Source organism: Kitasatospora sp. NBC_01302 (genome assembly GCF_035976515.1).
Lineage (GTDB): Bacteria > Actinomycetota > Actinomycetes > Streptomycetales > Streptomycetaceae > Kitasatospora.
On record NZ_CP108404.1, the window covers coordinates 6,742,815 to 6,766,211 of the forward strand.

At 73.0% G+C, this 23,397-nt stretch carries 21 protein-coding genes; 14 read left to right on the top strand and 7 right to left on the bottom strand.

Going from position 1 to position 23,397, the window contains the following annotated elements; translation table 11 throughout:
• Positions 1–397: 397 nt before the first annotated feature.
• The 5 genes from OG294_RS29615 (at position 398) to OG294_RS29635 (ending at position 3,693) form a co-directional block, all read left to right on the top strand.
• Positions 398–922, top strand: a complete 525-nt coding sequence (locus OG294_RS29615) for a TraR/DksA family transcriptional regulator (RefSeq protein WP_327069604.1) — start codon at positions 398–400, stop codon at positions 920–922.
• A 52-nt stretch (positions 923–974) separates the two neighbouring features.
• Positions 975–1,658 (top strand): signal peptidase II, encoded by a 684-nt coding sequence (lspA, locus tag OG294_RS29620; RefSeq protein WP_327069605.1) that lies wholly within the window; start codon positions 975–977, stop codon positions 1,656–1,658.
• 66 nt (positions 1,659–1,724) lie between these two features.
• Positions 1,725–2,663 (top strand): RluA family pseudouridine synthase, encoded by a 939-nt coding sequence (locus OG294_RS29625; RefSeq protein WP_327069606.1) that lies wholly within the window; start codon positions 1,725–1,727, stop codon positions 2,661–2,663.
• Positions 2,653–3,135, top strand: a complete 483-nt coding sequence (locus tag OG294_RS29630; protein WP_327069607.1) for a GNAT family N-acetyltransferase — start codon at positions 2,653–2,655, stop codon at positions 3,133–3,135. The genes OG294_RS29625 and OG294_RS29630 overlap by 11 nt, the downstream gene beginning before the upstream one ends.
• 54 nt (positions 3,136–3,189) lie before the next feature.
• Positions 3,190–3,693: an LURP-one-related/scramblase family protein gene (locus OG294_RS29635; protein ID WP_327069608.1), complete on the top strand. Its 504-nt coding sequence runs from the start codon at positions 3,190–3,192 to the stop codon at positions 3,691–3,693.
• Positions 3,694–3,695: 2 nt separating this feature from the next.
• On the opposite strand, the gene OG294_RS29640 is transcribed toward OG294_RS29635, so the two are convergent.
• Positions 3,696–4,697 carry a mechanosensitive ion channel family protein gene (locus tag OG294_RS29640; protein WP_327069609.1) on the bottom strand — a complete coding sequence of 334 codons (1,002 nt, stop codon included), beginning with the start codon at positions 4,695–4,697 and terminating at the stop codon, positions 3,696–3,698.
• A 92-nt stretch (positions 4,698–4,789) separates the two neighbouring features.
• Here OG294_RS29640 and OG294_RS29645 point away from each other — a divergent pair, with 92 nt between their 5' ends.
• From OG294_RS29645 to OG294_RS29655, 3 genes are read left to right on the top strand one after another with little or no spacing between them, the layout of a single operon-like run.
• The gene (locus OG294_RS29645) at positions 4,790–7,558 is read left to right on the top strand and encodes an alpha/beta fold hydrolase (protein ID WP_327069610.1); all 2,769 of its coding nucleotides are present in this window, start codon (positions 4,790–4,792) and stop codon (positions 7,556–7,558) included.
• Positions 7,555–8,409, top strand: a complete 855-nt coding sequence (locus OG294_RS29650; RefSeq protein ID WP_327069611.1) for an ABC transporter permease — start codon at positions 7,555–7,557, stop codon at positions 8,407–8,409. Before OG294_RS29645 ends, OG294_RS29650 begins: the two co-directional genes overlap by 4 nt.
• A 46-nt stretch (positions 8,410–8,455) precedes the next feature.
• A complete protein-coding gene (locus tag OG294_RS29655) occupies positions 8,456–9,049 on the top strand; it encodes a dienelactone hydrolase family protein (RefSeq protein ID WP_327069612.1) in 594 nt (197 codons plus the stop codon).
• A gap of 16 nt (positions 9,050–9,065) precedes the next feature.
• On the opposite strand, the gene OG294_RS29660 is transcribed toward OG294_RS29655, so the two are convergent.
• The 4 genes from OG294_RS29660 to OG294_RS29675 form a co-directional block, all read right to left on the bottom strand.
• Positions 9,066–9,773 carry a hypothetical protein gene (locus OG294_RS29660; protein ID WP_327069613.1) on the bottom strand — a complete coding sequence of 236 codons (708 nt, stop codon included), beginning with the start codon at positions 9,771–9,773 and terminating at the stop codon, positions 9,066–9,068.
• Positions 9,774–9,865: 92 nt separating this feature from the next.
• Positions 9,866–13,417 carry a DNA polymerase III subunit alpha gene (gene dnaE, locus OG294_RS29665; RefSeq protein WP_327069614.1) on the bottom strand — a complete coding sequence of 1,184 codons (3,552 nt, stop codon included), beginning with the start codon at positions 13,415–13,417 and terminating at the stop codon, positions 9,866–9,868.
• Positions 13,418–13,600: 183 nt separating this feature from the next.
• On the bottom strand, positions 13,601–14,317 hold the full coding sequence (locus OG294_RS29670) for an RDD family protein (RefSeq protein WP_327069615.1): 717 nt from the start codon (positions 14,315–14,317) through the stop codon (positions 13,601–13,603).
• A 74-nt stretch (positions 14,318–14,391) separates the two neighbouring features.
• Positions 14,392–15,306, bottom strand: coding sequence for a LysR family transcriptional regulator (locus OG294_RS29675; RefSeq protein WP_327069616.1), 915 nt, complete (start codon positions 15,304–15,306; stop codon positions 14,392–14,394).
• A gap of 71 nt (positions 15,307–15,377) precedes the next feature.
• On the opposite strand from OG294_RS29675, the gene OG294_RS29680 reads away from it, so the two are divergent.
• The 6 genes from OG294_RS29680 to OG294_RS29705 all read left to right on the top strand — a co-directional run bounded on the left by OG294_RS29680 (position 15,378) and on the right by OG294_RS29705 (position 21,967).
• Positions 15,378–16,280 (top strand): dihydrodipicolinate synthase family protein, encoded by a 903-nt coding sequence (locus OG294_RS29680; protein ID WP_327069617.1) that lies wholly within the window; start codon positions 15,378–15,380, stop codon positions 16,278–16,280.
• A gap of 88 nt (positions 16,281–16,368) precedes the next feature.
• Positions 16,369–17,394 (top strand): aspartate-semialdehyde dehydrogenase, encoded by a 1,026-nt coding sequence (locus OG294_RS29685; RefSeq protein WP_327069618.1) that lies wholly within the window; start codon positions 16,369–16,371, stop codon positions 17,392–17,394.
• A 394-nt stretch (positions 17,395–17,788) separates the two neighbouring features.
• The gene (locus tag OG294_RS29690) at positions 17,789–18,982 is read left to right on the top strand and encodes an NYN domain-containing protein (protein ID WP_327069619.1); all 1,194 of its coding nucleotides are present in this window, start codon (positions 17,789–17,791) and stop codon (positions 18,980–18,982) included.
• Positions 18,983–19,064: 82 nt separating this feature from the next.
• Entirely contained in the window at positions 19,065–20,018 is a 954-nt protein-coding gene (locus OG294_RS29695) for an ABC transporter ATP-binding protein (RefSeq protein WP_327069620.1), read from the top strand.
• Positions 20,015–20,821: an ABC transporter permease gene (locus tag OG294_RS29700; RefSeq protein ID WP_442789243.1), complete on the top strand. Its 807-nt coding sequence runs from the start codon at positions 20,015–20,017 to the stop codon at positions 20,819–20,821. Before OG294_RS29695 ends, OG294_RS29700 begins: the two co-directional genes overlap by 4 nt.
• Before the next feature lie 36 nt (positions 20,822–20,857).
• Positions 20,858–21,967, top strand: a complete 1,110-nt coding sequence (locus tag OG294_RS29705) for a hypothetical protein (RefSeq protein WP_327069621.1) — start codon at positions 20,858–20,860, stop codon at positions 21,965–21,967.
• Here OG294_RS29705 and ybaK read toward each other — a convergent pair.
• Entirely contained in the window at positions 21,920–22,414 is a 495-nt protein-coding gene (ybaK, locus tag OG294_RS29710) for a Cys-tRNA(Pro) deacylase (protein ID WP_327069622.1), read from the bottom strand. The genes OG294_RS29705 and ybaK overlap by 48 nt on opposite strands.
• A gap of 67 nt (positions 22,415–22,481) precedes the next feature.
• Positions 22,482–23,210 carry an LON peptidase substrate-binding domain-containing protein gene (locus tag OG294_RS29715; protein WP_327069623.1) on the bottom strand — a complete coding sequence of 243 codons (729 nt, stop codon included), beginning with the start codon at positions 23,208–23,210 and terminating at the stop codon, positions 22,482–22,484.
• Positions 23,211–23,397: the final 187 nt, after the last annotated feature.

Below are 23,397 nucleotides of genomic sequence, written 5' to 3' on the forward strand. Positions count from 1 at the left end.
CACCGTCCCCGGGTCGCTCATGGCTGCGTACGTCGGTACTCGTCCCATCTGCGCCTTGCCGGCCCAGTCTATAGGGCGAGGGCAAGGCAGTTTCGCCAGCGCGCGGGGAAACGGTTAGCCGGTGACGATCTGGGCACAACTTTGTCAATGCCCAGGCACGGCGTCCATCGGGCTTCGGGCCCGGCGGCTGCCCGAGTGGGATCGATTCGCGGCATCGGTATGTCCCGTTGTGACCGGATTCGATCAGGATTATCGTTCCGGCACCAGAGGCCGACGGGAACCGTCGGCCGGAGTCATTCGTAGATGGGGTCGAGCCATGGCTGAGAAGGCAACGGGCGCGGGCACCGCCACCAGGCGGACTCGGAAGGCCGTGGCAGGCGACCAAGGGGAGGGTTCCGTGACCACGACACGGCGGAAGACCAGCACCACCACCGGGCGCGGCGCGGCCACCAGCCGTAACCACACCCCCGTCGCCAGCGGAGCCCGGGCCACGGTCCCGGCGCCGGCCGGAGCCGAGTCCGTCGACCCGGCCGAGCTGCCGGTCCGCCCGGGTGAGGACCCGTGGACGGCGGCCGAGGTCGCCGAGGTGCACGCCGAGCTGAACGGGGAGCTGGCACGGCTGCGCGACGAGATCGAGAGCGCCGAGGCGGCGATCACCGGCCTGATGCGCGACTCCAACGACGGAGCGGGCGACGACCAGGTGGACGCCGGCACCAAGAACATCAACCGGGAGAGCGAACTCGCGCTGGCCAACAACGCCCGCGACATGCTCGACCAGACCGAGCGCGCGCTGACCCGGCTGGAGGGCGTGGGTTTCGGCGACTGCGAGTCCTGCGGCCAGGCGGTGGGCAAGGCGCGGCTGCAGGCCTTCCCGCGGGCGACCCTCTGCGTGGCCTGCAAGGCGAAGCAGGAGCGGCGCTGACGGTCCGTCGCCGGGGTCGACCGGGACGGGGTCGAGCCGTCGCGCGCACCGCGTGGCGTACGCTCGACCCCGTAACGTCGGCCCCTTTTTCTCGGTAGCGGAGCGGATCATCACTACCCCAGGTTCCCCCCAGACCCAGGACGAGCCCACCGAGCCGGCCGACACCGCCGAAGCGTCGACCGGCACGCCGGACGGCCCGGCCGGTGCGAGCCCGCTGGCCGAGGCGCGCGCCGCGGTGCGCCGCCGCCGGCTCGTCCTGCTCTTCTCGGTGGCGCTGCTGGCCTACCTGATCGACCTGAGCAGCAAGCTGCTGGTGGTGGCCAAGCTGGAGGGCCACGATCCGATCCAGGTGATCGGTGACGTGGTGACCTTCCAGGTGATCCGCAACGCCGGTGCCGCGTTCGGGATGGGCCAGACCATGACGGTGGTCTTCACGCTGATCGCCGCGGCCGTGATCGTGGTGATCTGGCGGATCTCGCGCCGGCTGTACAGCCTGCCCTGGGCGATCGCGCTGGGCCTGCTGCTCGGCGGGGCGCTGGGCAACCTGACCGACCGGCTCTTCCGCGCCCCGGGGGTGCTGCGCGGCCACGTGGTCGACTTCATCTCGGTGCAGCACTTCGCGGTCTTCAACCTGGCCGACTCCGCCATCGTCTGCGGCGGGATCCTGGTGGTGCTGCTCTCCTTCCGCGGCAGCAACCCGGACGGTTCGAACCACAACACCGCCAAGGGGGAGTGACCCCGCGGCGGTGAGGGCCGCCGCGGGCAGCGGGAGCGGGCGGCCGGTTGCGGCATACTCGTACGGGTGAGCACCGCAGCGCAGATCCGCACGCTTCCCGTACCCGACGGCCTTGAGGGCGAGCGTCTCGACGCCGCCCTCGCCCGCATGTTCGGCCTCTCGCGGACCAAGGCCGCCGAGCTGGCCGCCGAGGGCAAGGTCCGGATCGACGGTGCCACGGCCGGCAAGTCCGACCGGGTGATGGCCGGCAGCTGGCTGGAGGTCGAGATCCCGGCGCCCGCCGCCCCGGTGCAGGTCGTCGCCCAGCACGTCGAAGGCATGCGGATCGTCCATGACGACCAGGACATCGTGCTGGTCGACAAGCCGGTCGGGGTCGCCGCGCACCCGAGCCCGGGCTGGACCGGCCCGACCGTGATCGGCCACCTGGCCGCCGCCGGCTACCGGATCTCCACCTCGGGGGCCGCCGAGCGCCAGGGCGTCGTGCACCGCCTGGACGTCGGCACCTCGGGGCTGATGGTGGTCGCCAAGTCGGAGCGCGCCTACACCGATCTCAAGCGCCAGTTCCACGACCGGATCACCTCGAAGACCTACCACACCCTGGTCCAGGGCCACCCCGATCCGCTCAGCGGCACCGTCGACGCTCCGATCGGGCGCCACCCCAGCTCGGACTGGAAGTGGGCGGTGACCCGCGAGGGCAAGCCCTCGATCACCCACTACGACCTGATCGAGGCCTACCGGGCCGCCTCCCTGCTGACGGTCAAGCTGGAGACCGGCCGCACCCACCAGATCCGGGTGCACATGTCGGCGCTGCGCCACCCGTGCGTGGGCGACCTGACCTACGGCGCCGACCCCTCGCTCGCCAAGCGCCTGGGGCTGACCCGCCAGTGGCTGCACGCCGTCGCGCTCGGCTTCGAGCACCCGGCCGACGGCGAGTGGGTGCAGTTCGAGAGCGAGTACCCCGAGGACCTGCGCAAGGCGCTGGAGATCATCGCCGATGAGAGCTGAGCCGGTGGGGGACGGGACGGTGGACATCCGGGTGGTCGGCAGTGAGCGGGAGTTCGAGCTCGCCAAGGCCGTGCGGCACGAGGTCTTCGTGGTCGAGCAGGGCATCGCGCCCGAGCTGGAGTACGACGAGCTGGACGCCGGCTCGACCCACCTGCTCGCGCTCGACCCGACCGGCGCGCCGGTCGGCACCGCGCGGCTGATCAGCGGCGAGCCGGCCATGGAGCTGACCGGCGTCGCGGGCCGGGTGCTGCTCGGCCGCCTCGCGGTCAGTGCGCGGGCGCGCGGGACCGGCCTGGGGGCGGCGCTGGTCGGCGCGGTCGAGCGGGCCGGGATCGAGCTGGGCGCCACCGAGTGCGAGCTGCACGCCCAGGTCCAGGCGCTCGGCTTCTACCAGCGCCTGGGCTACACCGCCGAGGGGCCGGTCTACGACGACGCGGGGATACCGCACCGCACGATGGTCAAGGCCTTCTGACCTTTCTCGCACTACGCTCTGGGGCGGCACACCACTCAGCTGCGGGGGGACCCCATGCGCTACCTGATCCGTGACCGGATGTTCGCCTTCCACGAGGAGGCCTGGATCGAGACCGAGCACCGCGAGAAGCTCTACCGGGTCAACAAGAAGCTCTTGCGGCTGCGCAGCACCTTCCACTTCGTGGACACCCAGGGCGCGGTGGTGGCCACCATCGTGCGCAAGGCCCTGACCTGGCACCACACCATCCTGATCAAGCACGAGGGTGAGGTGGTGGCCAAGATCAGCAAGCGGTTCCTCAAGCTGTTCGGCGACCGCTTCAAGGTCCGGCTGCGGGACGGGCGGCAGTTGAAGATAGTGGGCAACGTCTGGGACCGGGAGTTCGACATCCGGCACGAGGGCACCACACTGGCGCACATCTCCCGGCGCTGGTTCAGCATCCGCGACGCCTACGCCGTGGACGTGCTGAGCCAGCAGGACGCCGTGCTGCTGATCGTCCTGGCAGTCTGCGTGGACCACACCCTGCAGGACCTCAAGGGCGAGAAGCTCACGAACCTCTGAGGTCAGTCGGTGCGCACCCGGGGCAGTGCCCGCGGATGTTCGTCGCGCAGGAAGCCGAGCAGGTCCTCGCGGACCTCGCAGCGCAGCAGGAAGGTGTCCTCCGGGGTGCGGGCAGTCATGGTGGCCCGCACCACGATGGTGCTCGGGGTGGTGTCGACGACCCGCAGCGCCCACTCGGCGCCGTCCCACAGCGGCGAGCGGGCCAGCGTCTCGCGCAGTCGCTCGCGCAGCGCCGGGACCGGGGTGGTGTGGTCCAGGTGCAGCAGGACCACCGCGAGCAGGCCGGGGTCCTTGCGGGTCCAGTTCTCGAATGGCTTGCTGACGAAGTAGGAGACCGGCAGGATCAGCCGCCGGTAGTCCCAGAGCCGCACCACCAGGTAGGTGAGGGTGATCTCCTCCACCGTGCCCTGCTGGCTCTCCACCACCACGGTGTCGCCGATCCGGACGGTGTCGCCGAAGGCGATCTGCAGGCCGGCGAAGAAGTTGCCCAGGGTGTTCTGCGCCGCGATGCCCGCCACCACGCCGATGATGCCGGCCGAGGCGAGCAGGCTGGCGCCGATGGTGCGCATCTCGGCGAAGGTCAGCAGCATCACGGCCGCGGTGACGGCCACGATCACCGCGCTGACCGCCCGGCGCAGCATGTTGAGCTGGGTGCGCACCCGCGGCAGCCGGGACGGATCGCCGGCCGCCGACTCGTAGCGGATCTGCACCGCGGCCAGCACCGCCGCCATGACCCGGGTGGTCAGCCAGCCCAGCGCGGCGAGCAGCACGAGCAGCAGCGCGTGGCGAACCCCCTGGTCGGCCAGCTGGGCGACGGGGCGGGCGGCCAGCAGCAGGGCGGGGGCCACCACCAGTTGCAGCGGGATCCGGCAGCGCCGCAGCAGGAACCAGAGGGGGTGCCCGGGGTGCCGGGCGCTGACCCGCTGCAGCGCCTGGTCGACCAGCCAGCCGGCCACCAGGGTGACGGCGACGGTGGCGAGCAGGGTGAGCAGGGGCTGCAGCACGGCACACACGATACGCGGACAAGTCGGGCAAACCGCCGCAGCTCGACCGGTTCTTAACCGGTCTTCACACGGCGCGGATAGGATCGCTATCCATGAACCTCCCTGGCCCCTGGCGGCGTTGGCGCGCACGTGGCAAGCCGACCCGCCGTCGGCTGCTGGCCGGGGGGCTGGCGCTGGTGGTGCTGGCCGGCCTGGGCACGGCGACCGCGGTGGCGGGCGCCCCGGCCGCGGTGCACCAGGAGGACCGTTTCCTCTCGATGCCCGAGGCGCCGGGCAGCTCCCAGCAGGTCTCCATCGACACCTCCTTCTTCACCACCGGCAGCAGCCCGCGCCCCGCGGTGCTGCTCGCCCACGGCTTCGGCGGCAGCAAGGCCGACGAGGCGGGCGAGGCGCGCAAGCTGGCCCGCTCCGGCTACGCGGTGCTCACCTGGTCCTCGCGCGGCTTCGGACACTCCACCGGGCAGATCGGCCTGGACTCGCCGGACGGCGAGGTGCAGGACGTCAAGCACCTGGTGGACTGGCTGACCCAGCGGCCCGAGGTGCTCAAGGACAGGCCCGGCGACCCGGTCGTCGGCATCACCGGTGCCTCCTACGGCGGCGCGATCGCGTTGCTGGCGGCGGCGGCCGACCCCCGGATCAAGGCCATCGCTCCCCGGATCACCTGGTGGAACCTGGCCGACGCGCTCTTCCCGCAGAACGTCCAGGGCGGCAGTGCGGCCGACGGGGTGTTCAAGAAGCTCTGGGCCGGCATCTTCTTCACCGACGGTTCGGCCGGCGACCTGACGGCGTCCACCACCGGCAAGCCCGCGCCCGCGGTCAGCAGCCCGGGCCCGGTGGGCTGCGGGCGCTTCACCGCCGACCTGTGCGCGATGTACAACCGGGTGGCCAGCGCGGGCCGGCCCGACGCCCAGGCCGTCGCCCTGCTGGAGAAGTCGAGCCCGTCGACGTTCGCCTCCCAGATCAAGGTGCCCACCCTGGTGGTCCAGGGCGAGCAGGACTCGCTCTTCCCGCTGGACCAGGGCGACGCGATGGCCAAGGCGATCGCCGCCAACGGCGCGCCGGTCTCGGTCGACTGGTTCGCCGGCGGCCACGACGGCGGCACCGAGACCAGCGACCGGGTGGACGACCGGGTGATCGCCTGGTTCGACAAGTACCTGAAGCACCAGGGCAGCGACACCGGGCCGACCTTCCGGGTGACCCGGACCGGGGGCGTGGACTCCACCGGCTTCCAGGCCGTGCTGCGCGGCGCCGATGCCGACCGCTACCCGGGCCTCGGCGGCACCGCGAGCACCGCCGTGCAGCTGACCGGCGGTCAGCAGACCATCGCCAACCCGCCCGGCGGCGCGCCGCCGGCGATCTCCACCGTGCCGGGCCTCGGGGCGCTCGCCCAGGCCTCCCAACTCGGCGTCGGACTCTCGCTCGACTTCCCGGGGCAGTCCGCCACCTTCGACTCCGCCCCGCTGGCCGACGGGATCCAGCTGACCGGCAGCCCCACCGTCAAGGTCACCGTGCAGGCCGACCAGCCGGACGCGGTGCTCTTCGCCAAGCTCTACGACGTCGCCCCGGACGGCAGCCAGACCCTGCCGCAGCAGCTGGCCGCCCCGCTGCGGGTCACCGGCGCGGATGCGCCCGGCGGCCGGACGGTGACCGTCGACCTGCCCGCCGTCGACCACTCCTTCGCCGCCGGCCACCGGATGCGCCTGGTGCTCGCCAGCACCGACCTGGCCTACGCCTCGCCGAACGCCCCCGCCACCTACCAGGTGGCGGCCGTGAGTCCGCTGACCGTCCCCACCGACAGCGCCCTGCACACCGAGGCCGCCCCGCTGCCGGCCCGGGTCTGGCAGCTGCCGCTGCTCGCGCTGGTGGTGGCCGCCGGCCTGCTGCTGACGGTGCGCCGGCGCCGCGCGGTGCCGCCGCCGGACCCGGCGCTGGCCCAGGTCCCGCTGCAGATCACCGGGCTGAGCAAGCGCTACAAGGGTGCCGCCGACCGCTACGCCGTGCGCGAGCTGGGCTTCACCGTCGAGCCGGGCCAGGTGCTGGGCCTGCTCGGGCCCAACGGCGCCGGCAAGACCACCACGCTGCGGATGCTGATGGGCCTGATCCGCCCGGACGAGGGCGAGATCAGGATCTTCGGCCACGCCGTGCGCGCCGGCGCCCCGGTGCTCTCCCGGGTCGGTGCCTTCGTGGAGGGCGCCGGGTTCCTGCCGCACCTGAGCGGACGGGCCAACCTGGAGCTGTACTGGCGGGCCACCGGGCGCCCCGCCGAGGACGCGCACCTGGCCGAGGCGCTGGCGATCGCCGACCTCGGCGAGGCGCTGGAGCGCGCGGTGCGCACCTACTCGCAGGGCATGCGCCAGCGCCTGGCGATCGCCCAGGCCATGCTCGGCCTGCCGGACCTGCTGATCCTGGACGAGCCGACCAACGGGCTCGACCCGCCGCAGATCCGCGAGATGCGCGAGGTGATGATCCGTTACGCGGCCACCGGACGCACCGTGATCGTCTCCAGCCACCTGCTCGCCGAGGTCGAGCAGAGCTGCACCCACCTGGTGGTGATGGACCGCGGCCGGCTGGTCAGCGCGGGCGCGGTGGCGGAGATCATCGGCGGCGGCGAGCTGCTGCTGGTCGGCACCCCCGCCTCGTACGGCGCCGCCGAGCTGGCGGCGGCGGCCGAGAAGGCCGCCGGGCTGCCCGGCGTGGGCTCGGCGGAGGTCGCCGGGCACGGGCTGCTGGTGCGGCTGGACGGACTGACGGCGCACCAGCTGGTCGCCGAGCTGGTCCGCCTCGACGTCCCGGTGGAGCGGGCCGGTCCGCACCGCCGCCTGGAGGACGCGTTCCTGTCGATGATCGGAGGCCCGGCATGAGCAGCACCCTGGCGGACCGGGCGCCCGGCTACCGCCCCCAGCGCACCCTGCCGCTGCGGGTGGAGGCGCTGCGCCAGCTGCGCCGTCGCCGCACCCTGGTGATCGCGGCGGTGCTCTTCGCGCTGCCGTTCGTGGTGCTGGCCGCCTTCCAGATCGGCGGCACCCCGAGCCGGCCCGACCAGGTCACCTTCGTCTCGCTGGCCACCGCCTCCGGGCCGAACTTCGCGGCCACCCTGCTCTTCATGGGCACCGGCTTCGTGCTGGTGATCCCGGTCGCGCTGTTCTGCGGGGACACGGTGGCCGCCGAGGCCGGCTGGTCCTCGCTGCGCTACCTGCTGGCCGCGCCGGTGCCCCGGGCCCGGCTGCTGGCCCGCAAGCTCACCGTCGGGCTGCTCTTCTCGGCCGCCGCCATCGTGCTGCTGCCGCTGGTCGGCCTCGGCGTCGGCACCGCCGCCTACGGCTGGGGCGACCTCAAGCTGCCCGCCGGCGGCAGCCTGCCCGCCGCCGAGGCGCTGCCCCGCCTGGCCATCGCGGTGGGGTTCGTGATCCTGAGCGAGGTGGTGGTGGGCGCGCTCGCCTTCTTCCTCTCCACCGCCTCCGACGCCCCGCTCGGCGCGGTCGGCGGCGCCGTCTTCCTGAGCATCATCACCGGGGTGCTGGACGCGATCACCGCGCTCGGCGGGCTGCGCGAGTGGCTGCCCGCGCACTGGCAGTACGCCTGGGCGGACGCGCTGCAGCCGCAGCTGGAGTGGGGCGGGATGCTCCAGGGCGTCTCGCTCTCGCTCTCCTACGCGGCCGTGCTGCTGGCGCTGGCCTTCCGGGGGTTCGCGCGCAAGGACATCGTCTCGTAGGGGAGGATGGGCGGGTACCGCCTCGAACGATGTACGGAGTCCCCCCGTGGCCCAGATCCTGCTCCTCCACTCCGCCTACGGGCTGCGCCCCGCCGTGCACGCCGCCGCCGAGCGGCTGCGCGCGGCCGGACACCAGGTGCACGTGCCGGACCTGTACGACGGCAAGGTCTTCGACACCGTCGAGGAGGGCATGGCCTACCGCGAGGAGCTCGGCAACGACGAGCTGCTGCGCCGGGCGGTCGGCGCCGCCGCCCCGCTGCTCGGCGCCGCCGGGACCAGGCTGGTCTACGCCGGGTTCTCGCTCGGCGGCGGGCTGGCCCAGAACCTGGCGCTGGCCGACGAGCACGCGCTCGGCCTGCTGCTCCTGCACGGCACCTCGGACCTGCGCGAGGACGCCGCCACCGGGATCCCGGTGCAGTTGCACGTGGCCGAGCCCGACCCGTTCGAGACCGAGGACTGGCTGAACACCTGGTACCTGGGCATGCGCCGGGCCGGCGCCGAGGTGGAGGTGCACCGCTACCGGGGCGCGGGGCACCTGTTCACCGACGCCGAGCTGCCCGACTACGACGCCGAGGCGGCCGAGACCGCCTGGGCCGCCGCGCTCGACTTCCTGACCGAGCTGGACGAGCTCGCCGAGTAGCAGGACTGACGGGCGGTCAGGCCGTCGGCGGAGCCTGCGGCGGCTGGGACGGGTAGCCGTACGCGGGCGGCTGGGCGGGCGGGGCCACCGGCGTCTGGTAGCCGGCGACCGGCTGGGGCGCGACGGGCGCGCCGTAGCCGGGGGCGCCCTGCGAGGGGAACGGGGCCGGGTAGCCGCCGGCGGCGGGGTAGCCGACCGGTGCCGCCGCCGCGGCCGGCTGTGCCCCGGCCGGTCGCCGGGTGACCGCCACCGCGAGGACGAAGGCCAAGGCGATCATCACCTGGAGGATGAGGTCCAGGTTGAGCAGCAGGTTGGAGACCGGCGAGCCGAAGGCGTGCGAGAGGTACTGGTTCCCGGTCAGCTGCGCGATCTCCACCATCGCCGAGCCGTAGGCGCTCACCCCGAGCACCGCGACCCCGGCGCCGCGCACCCAGCCGGCGCCGGAGAAGGCGCCGACGATCAGCACCACCAGCGCGACCACGAACGCCGTGTCGGTGGCGGCGAAGTTGACCGCGGAGTCCCGCACGAAGTGGTCGTAGTTGATGCCGAGCGCGGTCGGCAGGTAGGCCGCGCCCTGCTTGATGAGGTCGAAGCCCAGCAGCGCGAGTTCGAGCAGGACGTCGACGATCATCAGGACCGCCAGCCCGGGCAGTGCCGCCGGGCGGGCTCCGGCCGGTGCCCGCTGCGGGGTCGGAAAGCCTCCGACGGGCGGCGCGTAACTCATGGTGTCCCCTCCGGACGGCGGGGCCATGGCGTCTCCACGGCTCCCGGTGCGCGCTGAGACTAGCGTGCACCGGGAGCCCTGGGCTCCGAGGGCTAGGCGCTCCAGGCGGCCGGGCCGAGCAGCGTCTTGACCTCGCTGGCGAAGGCGGTGTCGGGGTTGACCAGGAAGCCGAGCTCGTAGAGGACGTCGCGCTGGCGGCTGGTGGTGAGCAGCCGGACCGGCACGTCGCCGGGGTGCGCCTGGAGCGTGAGCTTGAGCTCGCGCACCATGGTGGCCGTCACCTTCGGGTAGGGCACGGTGATCTGCACCGGCGGCTTGCCGCCGTGCTCGGCCGCGGAGATGTCCAGGCTGATGATCTCCTGGCCGAAGATGCTCAGCGCGCCGTCGCGTTCGTTGAGCCGGCCGCGCACCGAGATGACGTTGTCCTCGATCATCTGGTCGGCCATCAGGTTGTAGGTGGCCGGGAAGAAGAGGACCTCGACCGAGCCGTCGCGGTCGGCCAGGGTGATGATCGCCCAGGCGTTGCCCGCCTTGTTGATCCGCCGGTCGACCCCGGTGATCAGCCCGGAGAGCCGGACCTCGCCCTCGGTGCGGCCCGACCCCATCAGTTCGGCGATCGAGACGTCGCGGTTGCGGGCCAGGATGTGCTCGGCGCCGTCCAGCGGGTGGCTGGAGACGTAGAGGCCGAGCATCTCGCGCTCCAGGCTGAGCAGCTGGCGGCGCGGCCACTCGCGGTCGGTGAGCTCGAAGTCCAGGCCGATGGTGGGCGTGTCGGAACCGGTGTCGAGGGCGCCGAACAGGTCGTCCTGGCCGATCGCCTGCTGCTTCTTGACCCCGGTGACGGCGTCGATGGCCTGCTCGTGCACCGCGCAGAGCGACTGGCGGGTGTGGTTCAGCGAGTCGAAGGCGCCGGACTTGATCAGCGAGTCGACGGTGCGCTTGTTGCAGGCGACCAGTTCGACCTTGTCCAGGAAGTCGGCGAAGGAGGAGAACTTGCCCTTCTCCTTGCGGGTCTTGATCATCGACTCGATGACCGGGACGCCGACGTTGCGCACGGCCTTGAGGCCGAAGCGGACGTCGGAGCCGACGGCGGTGAAGTCGACCACGGACTCGTTGACGTCGGGGGAGAGGATCTTGATGCCCATCGACCGGCACTCGGCCAGGTAGACGGCCATCTTGTCCTTGTCGTCGGCCACCGAGGTGAGCAGGGCGGCCATGTACTCGGCGGGGTAGTTCGCCTTGAGGTAGGCGGTCTGGTACGAGACCAGGCCGTAGGCGGCCGAGTGCGATTTGTTGAACGCGTAGCCGGCGAACGGGACCAGCACGTCCCAGACCGCCTGGATGGCCTCGTCGGAGTAGCCGCGCTCCTTGCAGCCGGCGTGGAACGGGACGAACTCCTTCTCGAGGACCTCCTTCTTCTTCTTGCCCATCGCGCGGCGGAGCAGGTCGGCCTGTCCGAGGCTGTAGCCGGCCAGCACCTGCGCGGCTCGCTGCACCTGCTCCTGGTAGACGATCAGGCCGTAGGTGGGGCCGAGGACCTCCTTGAGCGGCTCCTCCAGCTCCGGGTGGATCGGGATGATCTCCTGCTGGCCGTTCTTGCGCAGCGCGTAGTTGGTGTGCGAGTTCATGCCCATCGGGCCGGGGCGGTACAGCGCCGAGACGGCGGAGATGTCGGCGAACTCGGTGGGCTTCATCAGCTTGAGCAGTGCGCGCATCGGGCCGCCATCGAGCTGGAAGACGCCCAGCGTGTCGCCGCGGGCCAGCAGCTCGTAGGTGGTCGGGTCGTCGATCGGGATCTTCTCGATGTCGACGTCGATGCCGCGGTTGGACTTCACGATCTTGATGCAGTGGTCGATGATGCCCAGGTTCCGCAGACCCAGGAAGTCCATCTTGATCAGACCCATGGCTTCGCACGACGGGTAGTCGAAGCCGGTGATGATCACGCCGTCCTTGTCCCGCTTGTGCAGCGGGATCAGTTCGAGCAGCGGGGTCGAGGAGAGGATGACGGCGGCGGCGTGCACGCCGGTGCCGCGGATCAGGCCCTCGATGCCGAGACCGGTGTCGATGATCTTCTTGACGTCCGGCTCGTTGGCGTACAGCGAGCGGATCTCGGTGCCCTCGTTGTAGCGCGGGTGCTTCTCGTTGAACAGGTCGGCGAGCGGGACGCCCTTGCCCATCACGTCCGGCGGCATCGCCTTGGTGATCCGGTCGCCCATCGCGAAGGGGTAGCCGAGGATCCGGTTGGCGTCCTTGACGGCGGCCTTGGCCTTGATGGTGCCGAAGGTGTTCACCTGGGCGGTGTACGCCTCGCCGTACTTGTCGGTGACGTAGCGCACCATCTGGTCGCGCTGGCGGTCGTCGAAGTCGATGTCGACGTCCGGGGGGTTGATGCGCTCGGGGTTCAGGAAGCGCTCGAAGAGGAGGTCGTGCTCCAGCGGGTCCAGCTGGGTGATGCCGGTGAGGTAGGCGACCATCGAGCCTGCCGCCGAGCCACGGCCCGGGCCGACCGGGATGCCGTTGTCGCGCCCGTACTGGCAGATGTCGGCGACCACGAGGAAGTAGGCGTCGAACCCCATCGGGGTGATGACGCCCATCTCCAGCTCGATCCGGTCCAGCACCTCCTGGCTCGGGTTGTCGCCGTAGCGGTGCTGCAGGCCGGCGCTGATCTTCTTGCGCAGGTAGGAGGCCTGGGTCTCGCCCTCGGGGACGTCGAACTGCGGCATCCGGTCGACGTAGTTGAAGACCTCCGCGTACGACTCCACCCGCTCGGCGATCGCCAGGGTGTTGTCGCAGGCCTCGGGCAGCTCGCTGAAGAGCGCGCGCATCTCCTCGGCGGTCTTGACGTAGTAGCCGGTGCCCTGGAACTTGAACCGGTTCGGGTCGTCCTTGTTCTTGCCCACGCCGACGCAGAGCAGGCTGTCGTGGGCGTCGGCCTGGTCGGCGGTGACGTAGTGCGAGTCGTTGGTGGCCAGCAGCGGGATGTTCAGCTGCTTGGCCAGGCGCAGCAGGTCCGCCCGGACGTCCTGCTCGATGGACAGGCCGTGGTCCATCAGCTCCAGGAAGTAGTTCTCCTTGCCGAAGATCTGCTGGTAGGCGTCGGCAGCCTTGACCGCCTCGTCGTACTGGCCCAGGCGCAGCCGGGTCTGGATCTCGCCGGAGGGGCAGCCGGTGGTGGCGATGATGCCCGTGGCGTTGGCGGCGATCAGCTCGCGGTCCATGCGGGGCTTCATGTAGTAGCCCTCCATCGACGCGAGCGAGGAGAGCTTGAAGAGGTTGCGCAGACCGGTGGCGTTCTGTGCCCACATGGTCATGTGGGTGTAACGGCCACCGCCGGAGACGTCCTTGCCGCCCTCACCGTCCGAGCTGGCCGGGCGCTGGCCGCCGGGCGACCAGAAGACCGGCTTCTTCTCGAAGCGCGAGCCGGGGGCGACGTAGGCCTCGATGCCGATGATCGGCTTGACGCCGCTGTCCGGGGTCGCCTTGTGGAAGAACTCGTAGGCGCCGAACATGTTGCCGTGGTCGCTCATGGCGATGGCCGGCATGCCCTGTCGCGCGGCCTCGGCTACCAGCTTGCCGTTCTTGGCCGCCCCGTCGAGCATGGAGTACTCGGTATGGACATGCAGGTGAACGAAGCTGTCGGCCACGAGGGACGGCTCCTAAGCGTGAGGTCTGCGGCTGGGGGCCTTCCACCCTAACGCGCCGCCACCCTGGTCCCCGACGCCACTCGCGGTGACCGGTGTCGCTGTGGTGCCGGTCGCCCGCGGGGCCGCAAAGCACCTCGGCCGGACCCTACCGGGCCCGGCCGAGGAGTTTCAACTCGCCTTGACTCAGCCCTCCTTGACCACCACGGTCTTCCCGGCCTTGTCGTGGAAGCACTGCTGCAGCGGCTTGTCCCAGAGCAGCGAGAGCACGTTGACCAGGGCGAACAGCGTGCCGATGCAGATGACGGCCTGGGGCAGGCCGTAGACGGCGGAGCGGGCCCAGAGCTCGTTGTCGCTGGGGCGCCCGCCGTGGGCCGCGGAGACGACCCGCAGCTTCATGACCTTCTTGCCGACGCTCTGCTGCTGCTGGCTGAGCATCATCGCGCCCTCGTAGACGAAGACGAGCAGGGCGACGACGATGTCGGACACGATGCTGCCGAAGCCGAGCACGGCCTCCACCAGCAGGAACGGGATCAGCAGCACGCCGACGTCGATCAGGCGCGCCAGGAAGCGGTCGCCGGGGCCGGCCAGGGTGCGGGTGCCGGGCGGCGGCGGGCCGTAGGGGTTCGTCGGGCCGAGCCACGGCGGCAGCTGGCCCGGCTGCTGGTAGCCGCCGGGCGGCGGGGGCGGGTAGCCGTAGCCGGGCTGCTGGCCGTAGTCGCCGGGGGGCGGGGTGCCGTAGCCGGGCTGCTGTGGCTGCGGGTCGTACGGGCCCTGCGGGACGCCGTAGCCGGGCTGTGCCGGGGGCTGCTGGCCGTAGGGGTTCTGCTGGCCGGGCTGCGGCGGCTGGCCGTACGGGTTCTGGTCCGACGGATAGCCGTAGCCGGGGGGTTCGTTGGTCATCTGCCCGCTCGTCTCGTGGTGGCTTACCCCCAGATGTCTAGCGGGCCTGACATTCCTTTAGGAAGGCTTGGGGATCAACTGTTACGGAGAATTACCGGGAGCGTCGCACGGACCGCCGCCCCGAAGGCCGCGACGGCCGGGTGGCCGCCCGCGCCGTGGCGGAAGGCGACGGTGGTGCGCCGCGACATCGGCAGCCGGTGCAGCCGCACGGCCGGCGGCGGGGCCAGCAGGCCCAGCTCCGGGACCAGCGCCACCCCCTGGCCGGCGGCGACCAGGGCGAGCACGGTGTCGAAGTCGTCGACGCGGTGCCGGATCCGTGGCGTGAAGCCGGCCGCCTGGCAGGCCCGGATCGCCATCGCGTGGCAGAGGGTGCCGTGGGTGGCGAGGATCCACGAGCCCTCGGCGTGGGCGGCCAGCGTGCCGTCGTCCGGGGTGCCGTCGGCCGGTCCGGCGCCAGGTTCTGCGGTGGCCAGGTACATCGCCTCGGCGAAGAGCGGCTCGCTCGCGATGCCGGGTTCGGCGGGCGCGGGGACGAAGTCGTAGTCGTGCACCAGGGCGACGTCCAACTCGCCGGCGCGCAGCAGGTCGGCCACGCCCGCCGGGTCGACCTCGGCGACCATCGGCTCCAGCTCCGGCCAGCGCTCGGCGAGCAGCACCAGGGCCGGCGGGATCACCACCCGGGCGGCGGAGGGGAAGGTGCCGATCCGCAGCGGACCGGCCGGACCGCGGCGGGCCCCGGCCAGCTCGGCCGAGGCCGCCTCCAGCACCGCCAGCACCGTCTCGGCGTGCCGGACCAGGCCGTGCGCGGCGGGGGTCAGCGCGACCCGCCGCCCGGTGCGCTCCAGCAGCGCCACCCCGGCCTCCCGCTCCAGTGCGGTGAGCTGCTGGGAGACGGCCGAGGGGCTGAAGGCCAGCGCCTCGGCGACGGCGGCGATGGTGCCGCGGTGGGCCAGTTCCCGCAGCAGCCGCAGGCGGCGGACGTCGAGCATCAGCACAGCTTACGGTTTGCGGTGGAAAAGCGAACTGGACCCGCACAGTGGCCGGGCCGCAGGCTCAAGGCATGGATCACGAACTGCGCGGGATCTTCGTCCCGCTGATCACCCCGTTCACCGACGACGACACGGTCGCGCTGGACGCGCTGGAGGCACTGGCGCACGAGGTGCTGGACGAGGGGGCGGCCGGGCTGGTCGCGCTCGGCACCACCGGCGAGCCCGCCGCGCTGGACCCGGCCGAGCGGGCCGCCGTCCTGGACGTCTGCGCCCGCGTCGCCGACCGGCGCCGGGTGCCGCTGGTGGTCGGCGCGGGCGGTGGCGGGACCCGGCAGTGCCTGGCGGCCCTGGCCGAGCTGGGCGGCCGCCGCGAGGTGGTCGCCGCGCTGACCACCGTGCCGGCCTTCGTGCGCCCCGGCCCGGCGGGCGTGCTGGCGCACTTCGAGCACCTCGCGGCGCACAGCCCGGTGCCGCTGATCGTCTATCACATCCCCTATCGCACCGGCCAGCAGCTGGACGCCCGGACGCTCGGCGCGATCGCCCGGCTGCCCGGCATCGTGGGTGTGAAGTACGCCACCGGCGCGCTGGACGCGCCGGCCGTGGCGCTGCTGGCCGACCCGCCGCCCGGCTTCGCGGTGCTGCCCGGCGACGACACCTTCCTGTCGCCGATGCTGGCGCTCGGCGCGAGCGGCGGGATCCTCGCCTCGGCGCATCTGGCCACCCGGCACTTCGTCGAGCTGACCGAGGCGTGGGCGGCCGGGGACGCGGCGCGGGCACGGGAATCGGGCCACCGGCTGGCCGGGCTCTCGGCGGCGCTCTTCGCCGAGCCCAACCCGGTGGTGGTCAAGGGGGTGCTGCACGCCCAGGGGCGGATCCCGAGCGCGGCGGTGCGTCTGCCGCTGCTGCCCGCGAGCCCGGCGTCGGTGGCCGCCGCGGTGGAACTGCTGGAGCGGCTGCCGGTGTCCATCCGGTGAACGGTGTCCACGTGGTGAATACCGTGCGGGGATATGTCGGCGAGCAGGCAAGATGAAGCTGAGCAGCACATCGGAGGAGGAAGTACGGATGAAGATCGGCATTGTGGGCGCCACCGGCCAGGTCGGCGGCGTGGTCCGGGAGATCCTGGCGGAGCGTTCGTTCCCGGTCGAGCAGCTGCGCCTGTTCGCCTCGGCGCGCTCGGCCGGCAAGACGCTGCCGTGGCAGGGCGGCGAGGTCACCGTCGAGGACGCGGCCACCGCCGACTACACGGGCCTGGACATCGTGATCTTCTCCGCCGGCGGTGGCACCTCCAAGGAGCTGGCACCCAAGGTGGCCGCGGCCGGCGCCGTGGTGATCGACAACTCCTCCGCCTGGCGGCGCGACCCCGAGGTCCCGCTGGTGGTGGCCGAGGTCAACCCGCAGGCGATCGCCGAGCGTCCCAAGGGCATCATCGCCAACCCGAACTGCACCACGATGGCTGCCATGCCGGTGCTGCGCCCGCTGCACCAGGAGGCCGGGCTGACCGCGCTGGTGGTGGCCACCTACCAGGCCGTCTCCGGCAGCGGCCTGGCCGGTGTCGCCGAGCTGCAGGAGCAGGCCCACAAGGTCGTGGACGGTGCCGCGGCGCTCACCCACGGCGGGTCGAACGCCGACTTCCCCGAGCCGCAGGTCTACCGGCGTCCGATCGCGTTCAACGTGATCCCGCTGGCCGGCTCGATCGTGGACGACGGTCTGAACGAGACCGACGAGGAGCAGAAGCTGCGCCACGAGAGCCGCAAGATCCTCGGCATCCCCGAGCTCAAGGTCTCCGGCACCTGCGTGCGGGTGCCGGTCTTCACCGGCCACTCGCTCCAGGTCAACGCCCGCTTCGCGGGTCCGATCAGCCCCGAGCGGGTCACCGAGCTGCTGGCCGGGGCACCGGGCGTGGTGCTGACCGACATCCCCACCCCGCTGCAGGCGGCCGGTCAGGACCCGAGCTACGTGGGCCGCATCCGCCGGGACGAGACGGCGGAGAACGGCATCTCGCTCTTCCTGTCCAACGACAACCTGCGCAAGGGCGCGGCGCTCAACGCCGTGCAGATCGCCGAGCTGGTCGCCGCCGAGCTCGGCTGACCGGGACCGGCTGACCGGGACTGGGCTGACCGGGACCGGCTGACCGGGACTGCGTCGACCAGGACTGGGCCGACCAGGACTGGGCCGACCAGGACTGGGCCGACCGGGACTGGGCCGACCGGGCGAAGCCGGACCGCGGGGGCTCCTGACCAGGTGTCAGGAGCCCCCGCGGCTTTTCCACCGCGGCCCCGTCAACTGGGCCGAACGGAGTCGCCGCGCCGTCCGTGTCCCTCGGCCGGCCTACCGCGAAGCCCGCGCAGCCGGGTGATTCACGACGCCTTCGGGGGGTAATGGAGACCGCAACGGTCCGGCAGGGTGCCCAGGTGAGCCTCGCTCGGGCAGACTGCACGAACTGCCCGTGCTCAGCGGCAGAGCACAGGAAGAGGGGTACCTCATGGACCGCTGTGTCGTCCTGGTGGATGCGGGATACCTGCTGGGGGCCGCCGCCAGTCTGCTGGCCGGGGAGCCCGCCCGTTCCCGGGTGACGGTCGACCACACCGCGCTGATCGCCTCGCTGCGCGACCGGGCCGAGGAGGAGACCGGCCTGCCGTTGCTGCGGATCTACTGGTTCGACGCGGCCCCTGAGCGCCGCCCGATGCCCGAGCACCGCCGGCTGCGGGTGCTGCCCCGGGTCACCGTGCGGCTCGGCGCGCTCACCCGGGCCGAGGGCCGCTGGGTGCAGAAGGGCGTGGACGCCGCGATGCACGCCGAACTCTCCGAGCTGGCCCGCAACCGGGCCTGCGCGGACGTGGTGCTGGTCACCGGCGACGGGGACCTGCTGCCCGGCATGATGTCGGCCAAGGAACACGGCGTGGCCGTCCACCTGTGGGCGCTGCAGGCCGCCGACGGCGACTTCAACCAGTCCGAGGACCTGGTCGGCGAGGCCGACGAGCGCCGGGTGCTGGACCGGGAGTGGATCACCCGCTCGGTGCGGCTGCGCGAACCCGCGGTGGCCTTCCCGCCCGCCGGGCCGCGCCCGGAGATCGCCAAGATCCTGGCCGCCCCGCCGGCCGCCCGCCCCGCCGCCGCCGAGGCCTCCGAAGCGCCGGCCACGCCCGCCGCGATGCCGCCCGCCGCGCTCAAGGTCGTCCCCACCCCCAAGGACCTGGCCGGCCGCACCGCCCAGGCGCACCAGCACCAGCAGCCGCCCGCCACCGCGAGCAACGGCCCAGTGCTGCGCTGGTCCTCCGACCGCGGCTGGGTGGACCGCCCGCCCACCGAGGCCCCCACCGCCGCCGACGCGCTGCCCACCCTGGCCCAGCTCACCACCGCCGAGCAGCGCTGGGCCGACCGCGAGGAGGACATCACCGCGATCGGCGGCGACCCGCACGAGGTCGGCCAGGTCTTCGCCCGCCGCTGGACCGAGCGCCTGGGCGACCGCGAACGGCTCACCCCGATCTGGGGCGACTACCCGCGCATCCCGCACCGGGTCGACGGCGAGTTGCTGCGCTACGCGGCCCGGTTCGGCCTGCTCGCCCACAAGGACGACCAGATCGACGAGCACGACCGGTACGCGATCCGGGCCGGCTTCTGGAAGGAGCTGGCGGCCCGGGTGCCGGGCGGCGAGCTGATCGTGGTGGACGACTGATCGGGGGAGTCGGCGGCCGACAGTGGTGCCGAACGGGCCCCTGGTCCGGTTTCCTCATGGTCGGCGCGTAGAGTCTTCGCTCGTGAGTGACGCCCCATTGCCCTGCTGCTCCGTCCGGGGCCTCACCAAGCGCCACGGCGAGATCCGGGCCAACGACGGGGTCGACCTGGAGATCCGCCAGGGCGAGATCTTCGGCCTGCTCGGCCCCAACGGCGCCGGCAAGTCCACCTTGGTGCGCCAGCTCACCGGCCTGCTGCGGCCGGACGCCGGCAGCGTCGAGATCCTCGGCCACGACGTGGTCCGCCACCCCGAGCGGGCGGCCCGGCTGCTCGGCTACCTCGGCCAGGAATCCACCGCGCTGGACGAGCTGACGGTGGCGCTGGCCGCCGAGACCACCGGCCGGCTGCGCGGCCTGAGCCGCGCCGCGGCCCGCGCCGCGAGCGCCGAGGTGCTCGACGAGCTGGGCCTGACCCCGCTGGCCGCGCGCCCGCTGGCCAAGCTCTCCGGCGGGCAGCGCCGGCTGGCCTGCTTCGCCGCCACCCTGGTCGGCGAGCGCCCGCTGCTGGTCCTGGACGAGCCCACCACCGGCATGGACCCGGTGGCCCGGCGCGCCGTCTGGTCGGCGGTGGACCGCCGCCGCTCCGAGCGCGGCACCACCGTGCTGCTCGTCACCCACAACGTCATCGAGGCCGAGACGGTGCTCGACCGGGTCGCCGTGCTGGACGAGGGCCGGGTGATCGCCTGCGACACCCCCGGCGGTCTCAAGGCGATGGTCGACGGGGACGTCCGGCTCGACCTGGTCTGGCGCACCGAGCCGCCGGTGGAGGTGCCCGCGGTCGCCCGGCTGGCCGAGCGCGCGGAGCGCACCGGCCGGCGCTGGACGGTGCGGACCACACCGGAGGAGGCCAGGGAGCTGGTCGCCGCCGTCACCACCGGGCCGGCCTTCGCCGCCCTGGACGACTTCACCCTGGCCACGCCGAGCCTGGAGGACGTCTACCTCCGGCTCGGTGGCCGCCACCAAGGACTGGCGAAGTGACCGTACTCACCCCCACCCCCGCGCCGGCCGCCACCCGTGCCGCCGCCCCGCTGGCTCCGGCCGCCCGGCTGCTGCCCGCGCTCGCGGCGGTCTACCGGGCCCAGCTGGCCCGCGCCAAGGTGGCCCGGATCCCGCTGATGTTCGTCGCCAGCTTCCAGTCCATCGGCATCCTGGTGATGATGCGCGGGGTGGTCGACAGCGGTGACAACCCCTCGGCGCGCGCGGTGGTGGCGGGCTCCAGCGTGCTGGTGGTCGCCTTCGTGGCACTCAACCTGCTCGCCCAGTACTTCGGCCGGCTGCGCGCCACCGGCGGCCTGGACCACTACGCGACGCTGCCCGTCCCGGCAGCCTCCGTGGTGCTCGGCGCGGCGGCGGCCTACGCCTCCTTCACGCTGCCGGGGGCGCTGGTCACGGCGGGCTTCGGCGCGGTGCTCTTCGGGCTCTCGCCGGCGCACCTGTGGGTGCTGCTGGTGGTGGTCCCGCTGGCCGGCGCCGCGCTCTCCGGCATCGGCGCGGCGCTCGGCCTGCTCGCCCCCAAGCAGGAGCTGGCCACCATGGCCGGGCAGCTCGGCATGTCCGCTGCGCTGCTGCTCGGCGTGCTGCCCGCCTCGCACCTGCCGACGGCGGTGCGGGCGCTGCGCGACCTGCTCCCGTCCACCTACGGGGTGGACGCCTTCGCCGCCACCTTCGCGCGCCGGCCCGACTGGGCGCTGGTGCTGGGCGACCTGGCGGTCTGCGCGGGCGTCGGCGTGCTCTCGCTGGCAATCGCGACATGGTCCTACCGCCGCGCCACGACCCGCTAGCCGGATCTGGGCACTCGGCGTGAAACGATGGGTGACGTGACCGTACCGAACACGCCTCCGGGTGCCCCTCAGGGCGGCAACCCGCTGGGTATCTCCGAGGATCTGCCGCAGGGGGCCGACCAGGGCGACGCTTCCGGCGGCCTGCCGAAGGGCGCTGGGGGGTTGCCGAAGGACACCGGTGACGGCGCCCGGGGGCAGGCGCCGACCGCCGCGGAGCCGGCCGCGGCCCAGGACACTCCCGCGGCGTCGGACCGCGAGGCCGCGCAGCCGGTCTCCGAGACGCCGGAGACGACGGCCGCGCAGCCGTCGGGCCGGTGGACCGGACTGACCCGCTCCGCCCACGGGAACCGGCTGATGGACGAGCTCAGGGTCGGCGCTCCGATCCTCGGCGCCTGTCTGCTGCTCGGTGTGCTGCTCGGGGCGCTCTGGTACTGGCTGGCGCCCGAGGTGCCGCTCGTGGTGCACGGCCAGAGCGTGCTGTACGTGGACCCGGAGGGCGAGCAGCGGGCCGGTGCCGACGGCACCTTCGTGCTGCTCGGCCTGGCCTTCGGCCTGGTCACCGCGGGGGCCGCGTTCCTGCGCACCCGGCAGCGCGGCGGCGGCGTCGTGGTTGCGCTGGCACTGGGGCTCGGCGGCCTGGCGGGCTCGCTGATCGCCTGGCGGCTGGGCATGGCACTGGGCCCCACCACGAACCTGATCGCCCACGCCAAGCAGGTCGGCGACGGGCACACCTTCAACGAGGCGCTCCAGCTGAGTGCCTACGGGGCGCTGCTGGCCTGGCCGTTCGCCGCGCTGCTCGCGCTGCTGGCGCTCACCGCCACCTTCGGCAAGCGCGAGCAGGACCCGCCGCCGTACTGGGCCGGTCCGGTGCTGCCCTCGGCGGGCGGCCCGGTGGACGAGCTCCCGGTGCCGACGGCCGCCGAGGGCGAGGGGGTGTCGGACGCGTCGGACGCTTCGGGCGCTGCGGACCCGTCGGCTGCGGACGCCGGTGCCGCGGAGAAGCCGGAGGCCTCGCCGGGGGCGGGGCCGGTGGTCGGCGCCCAGGCGGTGGGCGGCCAGGGTACGGGGACCCCGGCCGGCCAGACCGTGGGCAGTCCGTCAGCCCCGGCCGATCTCGGCGCTGACAGCACCCGTCAGCCGCAGTAGGTCGGCGGGCGCCAGCTCCACCTCCAGACCGCGCCGGCCCGCGGACACGTAGATCGTGTCGTGGGCCAGCGCGCTCGCGTCCAGCACCGTGGGCAGCGCCTTGCGCTGCCCCAGCGGCGAGATCCCGCCGCGCACGTACCCGCTGCTGCGCTCGGCCGCCGCCGGGTCGGCCATCGCGGCGCGCTTGCCGCCCACGGCGGTGGCCAGCGCCTTCAGGTCCAGCTGCCCGGCCACCGGCACCACGCCGACCGTCAGGGCGCCGTCGACCTCGGCCACCAGCGTCTTGAACACCCGCAGCGGGTCGACGCCCAGCGCCTGGGCCGCCTCGCCGCCGTAGGAGGCGGCCCCCTGGTCGTGCTCGTAGGCGTGCAGGGCGAACGGCACGCCCGCGGCCTCCAGGGTCACGGTGGCGGGGGTGCCGCCCTTGCTCTTCTTCGCCTTCGCCATGGGCGCTCCTGGAATCTCGGTTCGAGACCTCGGGGTCCGGGCCTCAGTTCGGGCCTCAGTTCGGGCCTCAGTTCGGGCTGAAGGCCTGCCGGGTCAGCTCCACCGCCGGTACCGAGGGCAGCCAGGCCAGCAGCGCGGTCTCCCGGCGCAGCAGCTCCAGCTCGGTGCTCAGCCGGGTCGCCGTGTCGGGGCAGGCCAGCAGCTGCTGCTTGACCGGCACCTCCAGCACCGAGGCCGCCGCCACCAGGTAGGAGAGCACCTGCGGGTCGTCGGGCAGCTCCTGGTCGCCGGTCAGACTGGCCTGCCGGGCACCGGCCAGCCGCTTCTGGTACGCCCGGAACGCCCGCTCCACACCGCCGGCCAGCGCACCGGCCCCGGTGCCCTGCTCCTCCTCGATCAGCTCGCACCGGCCCGTCAGATACGGGCCGCCGGTCTCCACCTCGCGCAGCCGGAACCGGGTGGTGCCGGTGATCAGCAGCTCGTAGCGGCCGTCCTGCTGCGGGGTGATCGAGGCGACGTCGGCCACGCAGCCGATGTGGTGCAGCGCCTCCAGCGGATCGCCGGTGGCCGTGCCGAGGCCGTCCAGGGGACCCGCCGGTTCGTCGCTCTCGGTGACCGGGGCGACCTCGCGGCCGTCCTTGATCGCCAGCACGCCGAACCGCCGCGGCTGGTCCTCCGGCCCGGCGAGCAGATCGGCGACCAGGCGGCGGTAGCGCTCCTCGAACACGTGCAGGGGGAGCACCAGCCCGGGGTAGAGCACGGCATTCAGCGGGAAGATCGGCAGCCGTTCTGTCACGGCGCACAGCGTAGCCGCCCGCGGTGTCAGCCCGACGCTCGGAGGCTGCCGGGCCGCTGCGCCGGTCGCCACTCGTGCTGGCACCACCCCCGCCCGGGGTGGTGCCACGCTGTTGCCGGACGCGCGGCTGCGAAAGTCTTGAGCCGGCGGCGGAACGGCTCCGTCGCCCACCAGACAAGGGAGTTGC